At 72.9% G+C, this 13,197-nt stretch carries 12 protein-coding genes; 8 read left to right on the top strand and 4 right to left on the bottom strand.

Annotated features, from left to right (window positions below; genetic code table 11):
• Positions 1-14 precede the first annotated feature (14 nt).
• Positions 15-3,317, bottom strand: coding sequence for a hypothetical protein (locus OIE51_RS07910; RefSeq protein WP_326596486.1), 3,303 nt, complete (start codon positions 3,315-3,317; stop codon positions 15-17).
• Between the two features lie 129 nt (positions 3,318-3,446).
• Positions 3,447-3,899 (bottom strand): methylmalonyl-CoA epimerase, encoded by a 453-nt coding sequence (gene mce, locus OIE51_RS07905; protein WP_326596485.1) that lies wholly within the window; start codon positions 3,897-3,899, stop codon positions 3,447-3,449.
• A 135-nt stretch (positions 3,900-4,034) separates the two neighbouring features.
• Between mce and OIE51_RS07900 the strand changes: the two genes are divergently transcribed.
• The gene (locus OIE51_RS07900; protein ID WP_326596484.1) at positions 4,035-5,237 is read left to right on the top strand and encodes an acetyl-CoA C-acetyltransferase; all 1,203 of its coding nucleotides are present in this window, start codon (positions 4,035-4,037) and stop codon (positions 5,235-5,237) included.
• 43 nt (positions 5,238-5,280) lie between these two features.
• Positions 5,281-6,267, top strand: a complete 987-nt coding sequence (gene meaB / locus OIE51_RS07895; protein ID WP_326596483.1) for a methylmalonyl Co-A mutase-associated GTPase MeaB — start codon at positions 5,281-5,283, stop codon at positions 6,265-6,267.
• A gap of 50 nt (positions 6,268-6,317) precedes the next feature.
• On the opposite strand, the gene OIE51_RS07890 is transcribed toward meaB, so the two are convergent.
• The gene (locus OIE51_RS07890) at positions 6,318-7,046 is read right to left on the bottom strand and encodes a PepSY domain-containing protein (RefSeq protein WP_326596482.1); all 729 of its coding nucleotides are present in this window, start codon (positions 7,044-7,046) and stop codon (positions 6,318-6,320) included.
• 114 nt (positions 7,047-7,160) lie between these two features.
• Here OIE51_RS07890 and OIE51_RS07885 point away from each other — a divergent pair, with 114 nt between their 5' ends.
• Together OIE51_RS07885 and OIE51_RS07880 are read left to right on the top strand one after the other, a co-directional pair.
• Complete coding sequence (locus OIE51_RS07885) at positions 7,161-7,826, top strand: response regulator transcription factor (protein WP_326596481.1); 666 nt, start codon at positions 7,161-7,163, stop codon at positions 7,824-7,826.
• Complete coding sequence (locus tag OIE51_RS07880; protein ID WP_326596480.1) at positions 7,819-9,321, top strand: sensor histidine kinase; 1,503 nt, start codon at positions 7,819-7,821, stop codon at positions 9,319-9,321. Before OIE51_RS07885 ends, OIE51_RS07880 begins: the two co-directional genes overlap by 8 nt.
• Here the strand turns inward: OIE51_RS07880 and OIE51_RS07875 are convergent.
• A complete protein-coding gene (locus tag OIE51_RS07875; protein WP_326596479.1) occupies positions 9,302-9,778 on the bottom strand; it encodes a MarR family winged helix-turn-helix transcriptional regulator in 477 nt (158 codons plus the stop codon). The two genes, OIE51_RS07880 and OIE51_RS07875, sit on opposite strands and share 20 nt — an antisense overlap.
• 151 nt (positions 9,779-9,929) lie before the next feature.
• Between OIE51_RS07875 and OIE51_RS07870 the strand changes: the two genes are divergently transcribed.
• From OIE51_RS07870 to OIE51_RS07855, 4 genes are all read left to right on the top strand, one after another.
• Complete coding sequence (locus tag OIE51_RS07870; protein ID WP_326596478.1) at positions 9,930-10,274, top strand: DUF3817 domain-containing protein; 345 nt, start codon at positions 9,930-9,932, stop codon at positions 10,272-10,274.
• 159 nt (positions 10,275-10,433) lie between these two features.
• Positions 10,434-10,976: a MarR family winged helix-turn-helix transcriptional regulator gene (locus OIE51_RS07865; RefSeq protein WP_326596477.1), complete on the top strand. Its 543-nt coding sequence runs from the start codon at positions 10,434-10,436 to the stop codon at positions 10,974-10,976.
• A gap of 10 nt (positions 10,977-10,986) precedes the next feature.
• On the top strand, positions 10,987-11,322 hold the full coding sequence (locus tag OIE51_RS07860; RefSeq protein WP_326596476.1) for a DUF3817 domain-containing protein: 336 nt from the start codon (positions 10,987-10,989) through the stop codon (positions 11,320-11,322).
• Positions 11,323-11,396: 74 nt separating this feature from the next.
• On the top strand, positions 11,397-13,097 hold the full coding sequence (locus OIE51_RS07855) for an acyl-CoA mutase large subunit family protein (protein ID WP_326596475.1): 1,701 nt from the start codon (positions 11,397-11,399) through the stop codon (positions 13,095-13,097).
• Positions 13,098-13,197: the final 100 nt, after the last annotated feature.

Here is a 13,197-nt window from a genome sequence, read left to right as displayed (position 1 = left end):
GCTCATCCGGACCGTCAGCCGCCGGGTCGCTTCCCGCCCGACCGGGGCGCCCCGGCGCCCGCGGTGACCGTGCCGGTGCCCTTGCCACCCGGCTTGGGCGCCTCGAAGGACTCAAGTGCCTCCAACACGTCCTGCACCCGGGAGATCTCGGCGTTGATGTCCTCACGCCTGCGGGCAAGCTTGTCCAGCTCACGCTTGCCCTCCTCCACCATGCGCTGGGCCTCCCGCTCGGCTTCGGCGCGTGTCTGCTGCGCCTCGCGCAGCACCCCCGACCGCTGCTGCTCTGCGTCCTTCAGCAGCGCCTCCGCCTTCTTCACCGCGGCGATACGTACCTTACTCGCTTCGGCGTTGGCCTCCGCGACGGTCTTCTCGGCCACCGCCCTGGCCTCCGCGCGCTGCTCCTCGGCGGCCTTCATCAGCTTGTCGACGCGCTCGCCGGCCGCCCGCGCCTGCTCGGCGGACTCCCGGCGGGCCCGGTCGTGCAGCTCCTGGACCTCCGCGTCGATCCGCCCACGCAGCTCCTCGGCCCGCTCCCTTATGGCGGCGGCGTCCCGACGGGCCTCCTCCAGCAGGCGGTTGGCGTCCGCGCGGGAGGTCTCCACGAGCTCGCCGCCCGCTTCCCGCGCGTCGCTGATCACGCGGTTCGCCTCCTTGCGGGCGGCGGCCACCATGGTGTCCGCCTGCTCCTCGGAGGTGGCGGCGATCCGCAGCGCCTCCTCCTGCGCCTTCGCCAGCAACTCATCGGCCTGCGCCGCCGCTTCGCTCCGCTTGCGGGCGGCCTCCCGGCGGGCCCGGTCCGCGAGCGCGTCGGCCTCGGCCCGGGTCCGCTCGGACTCCTCGGCGGCGTCCGTGCGCAGCCGCTCGGCCTCGGCGATGGCCTCCTTGACGGTCCGCTCGGCCAGCGCGGAGGCGGCTTCCTTCTCCTCGGCGGACTCCCGGAGCACCCGGGCCGCCTCGCGCTCCGCCTCGGCGCGGTGGGTGGCGATCTCCGCCTCGGCCGTCTCGCGCAGCCCGGACACCGAGTCCCGCACCTGCTGGGCCTTGTGCTCGGCGGCGGCCACCAGGGTCTCCGCGCGGCGCTCCGCGTCGTCCATCCGGGCGCGGGCCGTCGCCAGCAGCTCGTCACTCTGCTCGCGGGCCTGCGACCGTTCGCGGTGCGCGGCCTCGCGCGCGTCCGCCATCAGCGCGTCCGCCTCGGAGCGCAGCCGGGCCGCCTCGTCGCGGGCCGCCATCAGCTCCTCGGCCGCCTCGGCCGCCGCCCGCTCGGCCGCCGCCGCCGCGTCGGCCCGCAGCCGGTCGCCCGCCTGCCGCGCCTCGTCGCGCAGCCGATCCGCCTCGGCGATGGCGTCGCCGCGCAGCCGCACGGCCAGCTCCTCGCCCTCGGCGCGGGACCGGGCGGCGTCGGTGGCCGCCTCGTCGCGCAACTGCTGGGCGGCCAGCTCCGCCTGCTCGGTCAGCGCCCGGATGCGCTCGGCGGCAGCCGCCCGCATCCGCTCGATCTCCGCGCCCGCGTCGGCCCGCAGCCGGTCGCCCTCGGCCCGGGCCAGGACCAGCGACTCCTCGGCCGCCGCGACCCGCTGCTCGGCCTCACCGCGCAGCCGCTCGATCTCCGCGGTCGCCGCGTCGCGCTCGGCCTTCGCGGCGTCCTTGGCCTCCGCGCGCATCCGCCGCGCGATCTCCTCGGCCTCCTGCGTGGTGCGCTCGGCCTGCCGTCCGGCCTCGGCGCGCTGCTGCTCCGCCTCCACGCGGGCCCTCTTCAGCGCTTGCTCGGCCTGGGTGCGCAGCGTGGTGGCGCGCTCGATCGCCTCGGTGCGCACCCGCTCGCTCTCGGCCGTCGCGGTCGAACGCAGCTCCTCCGCGTCGGCCTTGGCCTGGGCGAGCAACTCCTCGGCGCCGGCCGCGGCCTGCTCGATCTGCGACACGGCCTCGCGGCGGGCCTCCGCGCGCAGCCGCTCGCCCTCCTCGGCCGCCTCCGCGCGCAACTGCTCGGCCTCGCCGCGCAGTCGGCGCGCCTCCTCCTGGAGCTCGACCGTCTTGGCGCGGTACTCCTCGGTGTCGCTCTGCGCCGCGCCCCTGAGCTGCTCGGCCACGTCGTGCGCCTCGGCGCGCAGCCGGTCCGCTTCGGCCTCGGCCTCCGCGCGCAGCCGCTCGGCCTCCTCGGCGGCGGCCCGGGTGGTGGCCTGCGCCTCCTGGACGGCCTTGTTCAGCACCTCCTCGGCGGTGCGGGCCGCCTCGGCGAGCTGGGCCGCGTACTCCTCGGCCGACCTGGACCTGGCTTCCTCGGCCGCCTGGGCGAACACCTGGTCGGCGCGGGCCCTGGCATCGTCCAGCGCCTGCTGGGCCTCGGCCCGGCGGTTGTCCGCGTCGCGGGTGGCCTCGCTGACCATCCGCGCGACCTCGGCCTTGGCGGTCGCGGTGCGCTGCTCGTAGTCGGACTCGGCGCTGGACCGGCGCTTCTCCGCCTCGGCGGTGGCCTCGGCCAGCAGCCGCTCGGCCTCCTCGCGGGCGGCGCGCAGCGCGTTCTCCGCCTCGGTCGCCCGCTCCTCGGCCTTGCGGACCAGCGCGGTCGCCTCGCGGCGCCCGGTGTCGGCGTCCTGCGCGGTGGAGGTGCGCAGCCGCTCGGCGTGCTCGGTGGCCTCCTGGGCCTGCGCCGAGGCGGCGGCCAGCATCCGTTCGGCGTCGGCGCGGGCCCGGCGCAGCAGCTCCTCGGCCTCGGCACGGGCCGCCTCGGCCTCCGCGGCGAAGCGCGCCCTGGCCTCCTCGGTCAGCCGCAGCGCCTCGGCCCTGGCCTGCCCGACGGTCTGCTCGGCCTCCGCACGGGTCTCCTCCAGGAGCCGGCGGGCCTGCGACTCGCTGCGGGCGCGGAGCTGTTCCGCCCAGGCGACGTTCTCGTTGACGTGGGACTCGACGGTGGAACGGCGCTGGGCCAGCTCCTCGTCCAGACGCTGGCGCCGGCCGACCGCCTCGGCGTGCAGCTCGGCCTCCATCCGGGCCCGCTGCTCGGCGTGCTCCTGCAGGACGCGCTGGGTGCGCGCGCGGGCCTCGCGCAACTCGCGCTCGGCGTCCACGCGCATCTGATCGGCCTGGTGCTGGGCGGTGCGCAGGAGCTGCTCGACGTGGGCGGAGACGTCACCGTAGACAGGCCGCAGGGACAGCGCGCGGCGCACCTCGTGCAGCTTGGCGCGCAGCACCTCGACCTGGTAGCCGAGGTCGTCGGCGTGGTCGACCGCCTTGTCCCGCTCTTTCTTCAGCCGGTCCATCTCGGCTTCGAGCTGCGAGAGGTGGTCCTCAGCCTGGTAGGCGTCGTAGCCCCGCACTGCGCGGTCCCATCCGTCCCCTGGTCGTGGTGAAGCAGATCCGGTCATCCGGTCATCGGCCGAACGCGGGACGAGGGGGAGAAGCCCACAGCCCCGGCTGGGCCACTCTACCGGCCGGGGCAGCCCACGTCAGTGGCCGGAGGGGTTGGCCGAAGGTTCCTGTGCGGCGGAAGTGACGAGTTCGGTGAGCACTCCGTGACAGTCCTTCGGGTGCAGGAAGGTGATGCGCGAGTTCATCGAACCGCGGCGCGGCTCGTCGTACAGGACCCGGACTCCCTTGTCCCTGATGGAGTCCGCGTCGGCGTCCACGTCGGCGGTGCCGAACGCGATGTGGTGCACGCCCTCGCCGTTCTTCGCCAGCCACTTGCCCACGGCGGAGTCGTCGCGGGTCGGTTCGAGCAGCTGGAGGTACGAAGCACCGCCGTCGTCGGTACCGTTGATCCGGAGCATGGCCTCGCGGACTCCCTGCTCCTCGTTCACCTCGGAGTGGAAGACCTCGAACCCGTAGGTGGCCCGGTAGAACTCGACGGTGGCGTCAAGGTCGAAACAGGCGATCCCGATGTGATCGATTCGCGTCAACATCTCCCCAGTGCACCGTCTTCGTGGGCGGGTGCGCAACGTGCGCACTGTCACACGTACGCGCCGGTGACCCCCCGCGTCACGCTCTGTAGATTGACGTAAACCCTCGTTTACTCCCGATTCCTCCGAGGAGTCACCATGACAACTGCCAACGGCATCACCTCCGTGATCGTCGCGGGTGCCAGGACACCGATGGGCCGGCTGCTCGGCTCGCTCAAGACCTTCTCCGGCGCCGACCTGGGTGGCTTCGCCATCAAGGCCGCGCTGGAGCGGGCCGGGATCGCGGGCGAGCAGGTGCAGTACGTGATCATGGGGCAGGTGCTGCAGGCCGGGGCAGGGCAGATCCCGGCGCGGCAGGCGGCCGTCAAGGGCGGCATCCCGATGAACGTGCCGGCGCTGACCGTGAACAAGGTGTGTCTCTCCGGGCTCGACGCCATCGCGCTGGCGGACCAGCTCATTCGCGCCGGCGAGTTCGACGTGATCGTGGCCGGCGGTCAGGAGTCCATGACCAACGCTCCGCACCTGCTCCCCAAGTCGCGGGAGGGGTTCAAGTACGGCGCGATCGAGATGCTCGACTCCATGGCGTACGACGGTCTCACCGACGCCTTCGAGAACATCGCGATGGGCGCCTCGACGGAGAACTACAACACCCGTCTCGGCCTCACCCGTGCCGAGCAGGACGCGGTCGCGGCCCTGTCCCACCAGCGGGCCGCCGCCGCCCAGAAGAACGGTCTGTACGAGGCGGAGATCACGCCCGTCGAGATCCCGCAGCGCAAGGGCGACCCGGTGGTGTTCTCGCAGGACGAGGGCATCCGCGCGGAGACCACCGAGGAGTCGCTGGCCAAGCTGCGCCCGGCGTTCAGCAAGGACGGCACCATCACCGCCGGCTCCTCCTCGCAGATCTCCGACGGTGCCGCCGCCGTGGTCGTGATGTCCAAGGCCAAGGCCGAGGAGCTGGGCCTGGAGTGGCTCGCCGAGATCGGCCCGCACGGCAACGTGTCCGGTCCGGACAACTCACTGCACTCGCAGCCCGCCAACGCCATCCTGCGCGCCGCCGAGCGGGCCGGGCTCACCGTCGGTGACCTCGACCTGATCGAGATCAACGAGGCGTTCGCGGCCGTCGCCGTCCAGTCGATGAAGGACCTGGGCGTCGGCACCGAAAAGGTGAATGTCAACGGCGGCGCCATCGCGCTCGGCCACCCCATCGGCATGTCCGGCGCCCGACTGGTGCTGCACCTGGCGCTGGAGCTGAAGCGGCGCGGCGGCGGCGTCGGCGCGGCCGGCCTGTGCGGCGGCGGCGGCCAGGGTGACGCGCTGATCGTGCGCGTGCCCAAGGCGTAGCCGGGTAGCGAGGAGCAGTGGGCGTTCGACGAGGAAAGCGGCGGTGACGGAGACGGTGGCGGCGACGGGTGCGGTCGATGTGGCGGAGCTCGTGTCCCAGGCGAGGGAGGGACGGCCCAGAGCGGTGGCCCGGCTGATCTCCCTGGTGGAAGGGGCCTCGCCGCTGCTGCGCGAGGTGATGGCCGCGCTGGCGCCGCACACCGGCCACGCCTACGTCGTGGGGCTCACCGGGTCACCCGGGGTCGGCAAGTCGACCTCCACGTCGGCGCTGGTCAGCGCGTACCGCCGGGCGGGGAAACGGGTCGGGGTGCTCGCCGTCGACCCCTCTTCGCCGTTCTCCGGCGGCGCGCTGCTCGGCGACCGGGTGCGGATGGGCGAACACGCCTCCGACCCCGGCGTCTACATCCGCTCGATGGCGACTCGCGGCCACCTCGGCGGCCTCGCCTGGGCGGCACCGCAGGCGGTGCGGGTGCTGGACGCGGCCGGCTGCGACGTCGTCCTGGTCGAGACGGTCGGGGTCGGGCAGTCGGAGGTGGAGATCGCCTCCCAGGCGGACACCACCGTGGTGCTGCTCGCGCCCGGCATGGGCGACGGCATCCAGGCGGCCAAGGCCGGAATCCTGGAGGTCGGCGACGTCTTCGTGGTCAACAAGGCCGACCGGGACGGCGCGGACGCGACGGTCCGCGAGCTGAACCACATGCTGGGTCTGGGCGAGGCCCGTGCCCCCGGCGACTGGCGCCCGGCGATCGTGAAAACGGTCGCGGCGCGCGGCGAGGGCGTGGACGACGTGGTGGCGGCGCTGGAGAAGCACCGCGCGTGGCTGGAGGAGCACGGCGAGCTGGCCACCCGCCGCACCCGCCGGGCGGCCCACGAGGTCGAGACGATCGCCCTGACGGCCCTGCGGGAACGCATCGGTGACCTGCGCGGCGACCGCCGCCTGGACACCCTGGCCGCCCGGATCACCGCCGGCGAGCTGGACCCCTACACGGCGGCGGACGAACTGATCGCGGGCGTGCGGGAAACCGACTGACGCGCGCCGCCCGCACGACCCCTCGGGGCCGTGCGGGCAGCGCCCCGGCATCAGTCGTCGCTCTCGTTCTCGTTCTCGTTGGTGTCGTCGTCGTCAGTGTCACTGTCGTCACTGTCGTCGCTGCTGTCGCTGTCGCTGTCGTCCGTGTCGTCGGTCCCGGAGCCGTCCCGCTCCGTCTCCTGTTCGTGGGACGTGATCTCGCCCGAGGACGGGTCGATCGTCAGCTCGTGCTCCCGGCCGTCGTCGCCGCGCAGTTCGAGCTTCCAGCGGCCGTCGTCCAGGGATGCCTCGCTGAGGACCGCGGAGGTCTCGGCCTCCGCGAGGGCGACGGCCTCCGCCACGTCGATCCCGGCAGCCCCGGCCGCCGCGCGGTCGTCCGCGTCGTCGTCCCCGTCGTCATCGTCGTCGTCATCGGTGTCATCGGTGTCGACGCGGCTGCCCAGCACCTCCGTGCCGTCCTCGCCGACCCGGACCTTGTACCACTCGCCGTCGTCGCCGAGGATCTCCACCTCCCAGCCGTCGCCGCGTTCGATCTCCGTCACCACGCCCGGCGTGTCGGCCAGGGCGGTCGCCAGAGCCTCGTCCGCCGTGGAACCGGCCGATGTGTCCGCCGGCGCGGCGACCGCCTCGGTCTCGTTCCCGGTCCCGTTCCCCGTCTCGTTCTCCGTCGTGGCGCGGGCCGGTTCGTCGTCCGAGCCGAGTGCCGCGCTCGCCGCCGTTCCGCCGCCGACGACGGCGGTCACCGCGACGGCGGCGGCGATCATGACGTTGCGCTTCATGCTGTTTCTCCGGTGGTCGTCGGGTGCCAACGACACGACCTTCGCGGATCGATGCTGAAGCGGACCTGAAGCAACCTGAAGGCGTCTTCAGGAACGGTTTGCCAAGCTGGCCCCATGCGCTTGCTGATCGTGGAGGACGAGAGACGGCTCGCCCGGTCGCTGGCCCAGGGGCTGACGGCCGAGGGCTTCGCCGTGGACGTGGTGCACACCGGCACCGACGGGCTGCACCGGGCCTCCGAGGGCGCCTACGACCTCCTCATCCTCGACATCATGCTCCCCGGCCTGAACGGCTACCGGGTCTGCGCCGCCCTGCGCGCCGCCGGGGACGAGACCCCGATCCTGATGCTCACCGCCAAGGACGGCGAGTACGACGAGGCCGAGGGGCTCGACACCGGCGCCGACGACTACCTGACCAAGCCCTTCTCCTACGTCGTCCTCGTCGCCCGCGTCCGCGCGCTGCTGCGGCGGCGCGGCCGGGGAGCCGCGCCCGAGCTGCGGGTCGGGGACCTCGCCGTGGACCGGGCCGCCCGGCGGGTCAGCCGAGGAGGGTCCGAAGTGGCGCTCACGGCCAAGGAGTTCGCCGTGCTGGAGCACCTCGCGACCCGGGCCGGCGAGGTGGTCTCCAAGGCCGAGATCCTGGAGCACAGTTGGGACTTCGCCTACGAGGGCGACCCCAACATCGTGGAGGTCTACATCAGCGCGCTGCGCCGCAAGCTCGGCCCCGGCCTCATCGTGACCGTGCGCGGCGCCGGATACCGGCTGGTGGCCGCCCATGGCTAGCGTCCGCGCCCGCGCCGCGCTCGGCGCCACCGCCGTGGTCGCCGTGGCGCTGGTGGTGGCCGGGCTGGTGATGCTGGTGACGCTCCGCGCCAGCCTGGACGACCAGGTGGCACTTCAGGCTGAGGTGAAGGCCCGCGACGTGGCCGCCCAACTGGCCACCGAGACCGACTTCGCCGACCTCGACCTGGACGCCGCCCACCCGGTGCAGGTCGTGGACCGGGACGGCGTGGTGCGGGCGGTGAGCGAGGACCTGGAGGCGATCTCCGGCACCGGCACCTCCGAGGTCACCCCGCGCGGCCCCGCTCCCCGGCCGACCGACGGCGGCGGCGATGACGGTGATGACGACGGCGATGACGGCGGCGGTGACGGTGACGGTGACGGTGATGACGGTGATGACGACGGCGACGACGGGCCGACCCTGGCACCCGGCCAGATCGACGACGACATCCGCGTCCGCTCCGGCAGCGCCGTGGTGGACGGCCACGAGGCCGCATACCTCTTCGCCGAGGTGGAGGTGACCACGCGCCGCGGCGAGGAGGCCGTCGTGCACGCCGGGGCGCCCCTGGGCGTGGAGCAGGCCGCACTCGACAGCGTCCGCACCTCCATGTTCGTCGGCGTGCCGCTGCTGCTGGGCGTCGTCGCCCTCGTCACCTGGCTGGTGACCCGCCGGGCGCTCGGCCCCGTCGAGGGCATCCGCCGCGAGATGGCCGCGATCACCCGGTCGCAGGACCTCTCCCGCCGGGTGCCCGAGCCCGCCGCCCGGGACGAGGTCGGCCGACTGGCCAGGACCACCAACGAGACGCTCGCCGCCCTCGAAGCCTCCGTCGAACGGCAGCGCCGTTTCGTCGCCGACGCCTCCCACGAGCTGCGCAGCCCCATCGCCAGCCTGCGCACCCAGCTGGAGGTCGGGGCCGCCCACCCCGCGCTGCTCGACGTGCCCGGCGCCGTTCAGGACACCGTCCGGCTCCAGACCCTCGCCGCCGATCTGCTGCTGCTCGCCCGCCTCGACGCGGGGGAGCGCCCACAGGCCGGCGACGTGGACCTGGCCGCGTTCGTCGCGGAGGAACTGGCCCAGCGGACCGGTGACCGCCACCCCGTGCGGTCGGCGGTCGCCGGCGGGACGGCGGGCGGGCTGAACGTGACCGGCTCGCGTGGTCGGCTCGCCCGGGTGCTGGGCAACCTGCTGGACAACGCCCAGCGCCACGCCACCGGCGAGGTGCGCGTCTCGCTCCGGCGCGAGGGGGCGACGGCGGTGGTGGAGGTCGCGGACGACGGCGCGGGGGTGCCCGAGGGGGATCGCGAGCGGATCTTCGAGCGGTTCGTGCGGCTGGACGACGCCCGCGCCAGGGACGACGGCGGCGCCGGGCTCGGTCTGGCGATCGCCCGCGACGTGGCCGCGGGGCATGGCGGAACGCTCACCGTGCGCGAGGCCCCCGAGGGAGGCGCGCTGTTCGTGCTGCGGCTGCCGCTGGCCGTCAGGGACGGCCGCGCTTGATCCTCAGGTGATCCGCGACCGGCGCCAGCGACCGCCGCAGCCCCGCCAGGTCCTCGGCCGACAGCAGGTCGACGAAGTGGCGGCGCACCGACTCGACGTGGTGCGGCGCGACCTCGCGCATCGTGGTCCAGCCGTGCTCGGTCAGGACGGCGAACAACCCCCGCTTGTCGGAGTCGCAGTTCTCCCGCCGCACCAGGTCGGCCCGCTCCATGCGGGTGATCTGGTGCGAGAGTCTGCTCTTGGACTGGAGGGTGGCCGCCGCCAGATCGCTCATCCGCATCCGGTGGTCCTCGGATTCGGAGAGGTTGACGAGGATCTCGTAGTCGTTCATCGTCAGCCCGAATGGCTGGAGGTCCCGCTCCAACTGGTGCGTGAGCAGCCTGGTGACGTCCAGATGCGTACGCCAGGCGCGCTGCTCGTCCTGACTGAGCCAGCGGGTGCCCGCTTCCGTCTCCATGTCGGAACTCTAACGAACTGCGGGGGCCCGCCCGGAGGGCGAGCGGCGGTGGCTGCGACAATGGCGGAGCTTGTGCGTCTGTTCACAAAAGCCCCTGTCCGTACAGAGTCCAGACAATCCGTACAGAGTCCAGACAAAGAGAGTGCGTCCGATGGACCTCAAGACCGCCTCCGCCCTGCGCAGGCTCCGCCTGGTGTCCGCTCCCGAAGCGGTCTCCTTCCTCCTGCTGCTGCTCTGCTCCGTGCTCAAGCGGACCACCGACTTCGACGCCGTCCCCGTGATGGGCATGGTGCACGGTCTCCTCTTCATCGGCTACGTGCTGTTCTGGGCCGACGCCTGGAACCGGACCAAGTGGGCGCCGAAGACGGCCGGCTGGTATCTGCTGATGTGCCTGCTGCCCCTCGGCGGCTTCTTCGCCGAGCGCCGCCTGCGCCGGGCGCAGGACGCGGCGGTGATCGCGGCGCGCGCCCGCCGCGAGGGCGTCGTCAACGCCTGAGCCACACGGAGCGGGCCGCTCGTCAGTCCTGTCCGGCCCGGGAGGCGCGCGGAGGAGCCGGGACCGGGGTGGGGCTCGGGCTCGGGTTCGTGCGTCGGCTGAGGATCAATAACCGGAACGGCCCAACCACCGTGTTGACCAGCCGGTAGGGTCACAGATGTGCCGAAACCGCTCAGCCTCCCGTTCGACCCGATCGCGCGCGCCGACGACCTGTGGAAGCAGCGCTGGGGATCGGCGCCGTCCATGGCCGCGATCACCTCGATCATGCGGGCGCACCAGATCCTCCTCGCCGAGGTGGACGCGGTGGTGAAGCCGTACGGGCTGACGTTCGCCCGGTACGAGGCCCTGGTCCTGCTCACCTTCAGCAGGGCGGGCGAGCTGCCGATGTCCAAGATCGGCGAGCGGCTGATGGTCCACCCGACGTCCGTCACCAACACCGTGGACCGGCTGGTCCGCTCCGGTCTGGTCACCAAGCGTCCCAACCCGAACGACGGGCGTGGCACGCTGGCCTCGATCACCGACGAGGGCCGCGCGGTGTGCGACGCGGCGACCCGTGACCTGATGGCGGCCGACTTCGGCCTCGGCGTCTACGACGCCGACGAATGCCGGGAGATCTTCGCGCTGCTGCGCCCGCTGCGGGTGGCGGCCCGCGACTTCGAGGGGGACGGGACCGGGGGAAGATCGCCCCGAATGACCGGATAGGCTTTTCGACATGAAGCGGAGTGTGCTCACGCGGTACCGCGTCATGGCCTATGTCACCGCCGTGATGCTGCTGGTCCTTTGCACCTGCATGATCTTCAAGTACGGCCTCGACACGGGCGAGGACGTCACGCTCGTGGTCTCCCAGGTCCACGGGCTGTTCTACATCGTCTACCTCGTCTGCGCGTTCGACCTGGGCCAGAAGGCCCGCTGGCCGTTCGGGAAGCTGCTGTGGGTGCTGGTCGCGGGAACGATCCCGTTCGCGGCGTTCGTCGTGGAGCGGAGAATCGCCGCCGAGACCCTGCCGCTGGTCGAGGCGGAGGACGAGGCCGAGCCCGTCGGGGCGTAACCACATCACCCCCGGAGCTCCTCCGGGGGTTCTTCACTCGACTTTTACTAGGACGTCCAAGTAAATTGGCGTCCATGGATGCTGACCCCATCACCGCGGGCCGCCTTCGCTGGCAGGCTCGTTTCGACGCGGCCCACACCCGGGACGCCGACTTCACCACGCTCTCCGGAGATCCCGTCGAGCCCGTCTACGGCCCACGCCCGGGTGACCGGTACGAAGGCTTCGAGCGCATCGGCTGGCCCGGCGAATTCCCCTTCACCCGGGGCCTGTACCCCACCGGGTACCGGGGCAGGACCTGGACCATCCGCCAGTTCGCCGGCTTCGGCAACGCCGAGCAGACCAACGAGCGGTACCGGATGATCCTCGGCGCGGGCGGCGGGGGGCTGTCCGTCGCGTTCGACATGCCCACGCTCATGGGCCGGGACTCCGACGAGCCCCGCTCGCTGGGGGAGGTGGGCCACTGCGGTGTCGCCGTCGACTCCGCCGCCGACATGGACATCCTCTTCCGGGGGATTCCGCTCGGCGAGGTCACCACCTCGATGACCATCAGCGGCCCCGCCGTCCCCGTCTTCTGCATGTACCTGGTGGCCGCCGAGCGGCAGGGCGTCGACACCACGGTGCTCGACGGGACGCTCCAGACCGACATCTTCAAGGAGTACATCGCGCAGAAGGAGTGGCTGTTCGCCCCCGAGCCGCATCTGCGCCTCATCGGGGACCTCATGGAGTTCTGCGCCGAGCGCGTCCCCGCCTACAAGCCGCTGTCCGTCTCCGGGTATCACATCAGGGAGGCGGGGGCCACGGCCGCCCAGGAGCTGGCGTACACCCTCGCCGACGGCTTCGGGTATGTCGAGCTCGGCCTCGCGCGCGGCCTGGACGTGAACACGTTCGCCCCCGGCCTGTCCTTCTTCTTCGACGCGCACCTCGACTTCTTCGAGGAGATCGCCAAGTTCCGCGCCGCCCGCCGGATCTGGGCGCGGTGGCTGCGCGACGTCTACGGCGCCACCAGCGAGCGGGCCCAGTGGCTGCGCTTCCACACGCAGACGGCCGGCGTCTCGCTGACCGCGCAGCAGCCGTACAACAACGTGGTCCGCACCGCTGTCGAGGCCCTCGCCGCCGTGCTCGGCGGCACCAACTCGCTGCACACCAACGCCCTGGACGAGACCCTGGCCCTGCCCAGCGAGCGCGCCGCCGAGATCGCGCTGCGCACCCAACAGGTGCTGATGGAGGAGACCGGCGTCACCAACGTCGCGGACCCGCTGGGCGGCTCCTGGTATGTCGAGCAGCTCACCGACCGGATCGAGGCCGACGCCGAGAAGATCTTCGCGGAGATCATCGAGCGCGGCCGGAAGGCCGTGCCGACCGGGGAACACCCCATCGGGCCGGTCACCTCCGGGCTGCTGCGCGGTATCGAGGACGGCTGGTTCACCGGCGAGATCGCGGAGTCGGCCTTCCGGTACCAGCGGGCGCTGGAGAAGGGCGAGAAGCACGTCGTCGGGGTCAACCGGCACACCGGGTCCGTCACCGGGGACCTGGAGATCCTGCGCGTCGGCCACGAGGTGGAGCGCGACCAGGTCGCGGCGTTGGCCGCCCGCCGGGAGGCCAGGGACGGCGCGGCCGTCCGCGCGGCGCTGGCGGCGCTGCTCGACGCCGCCCGCTCCGGACGGAACATGATCGAGCCGATGCTCGACGCGGCCCGCGCCGAGGCCACCCTCGGCGAGATCTGCGGTGTCCTGCGCGACGAATGGGGTACCTACACGGAGCCGCCGACGTTCTAGCCGCGCCCCGCCGGGGGCTCGGCCGGCCTGGCTGTACCGGGCACGGGAACGGGTCCGGGCGCGCGCCTGTGAAGGCTCGCGGGCGCGCGTTCCGGAACGG

The sequence above is a fragment of the Streptomyces sp. NBC_01803 genome (genome assembly GCF_035917415.1).
Taxonomy (GTDB): Bacteria; Actinomycetota; Actinomycetes; order Streptomycetales; family Streptomycetaceae; genus Streptomyces.
This window is presented reverse-complemented; position numbering and strand designations above follow the sequence as displayed.

Bases quoted from the DNA above. Each gene is read 5' to 3' on its own strand.
- mce (WP_326596485.1), bottom strand. From the start codon at position 3,899: ATGTTGACGCGAATCGATCACATCGGGATCGCCTGTTTCGACCTTGAC.
- OIE51_RS07900 (WP_326596484.1), top strand. From the start codon at position 4,035: ATGACAACTGCCAACGGCATCACCTCCGTGATCGTCGCGGGTGCCAGG.
- OIE51_RS07890 (WP_326596482.1), bottom strand. From the start codon at position 7,046: ATGAAGCGCAACGTCATGATCGCCGCCGCCGTCGCGGTGACCGCCGTC.
- OIE51_RS07885 (WP_326596481.1), top strand. From the start codon at position 7,161: ATGCGCTTGCTGATCGTGGAGGACGAGAGACGGCTCGCCCGGTCGCTG.
- OIE51_RS07880 (WP_326596480.1), top strand. From the start codon at position 7,819: ATGGCTAGCGTCCGCGCCCGCGCCGCGCTCGGCGCCACCGCCGTGGTC.
- OIE51_RS07875 (WP_326596479.1), bottom strand. From the start codon at position 9,778: ATGGAGACGGAAGCGGGCACCCGCTGGCTCAGTCAGGACGAGCAGCGC.
- OIE51_RS07870 (WP_326596478.1), top strand. From the start codon at position 9,930: ATGGACCTCAAGACCGCCTCCGCCCTGCGCAGGCTCCGCCTGGTGTCC.
- OIE51_RS07860 (WP_326596476.1), top strand. From the start codon at position 10,987: ATGAAGCGGAGTGTGCTCACGCGGTACCGCGTCATGGCCTATGTCACC.
- OIE51_RS07855 (WP_326596475.1), top strand. From the start codon at position 11,397: ATGGATGCTGACCCCATCACCGCGGGCCGCCTTCGCTGGCAGGCTCGT.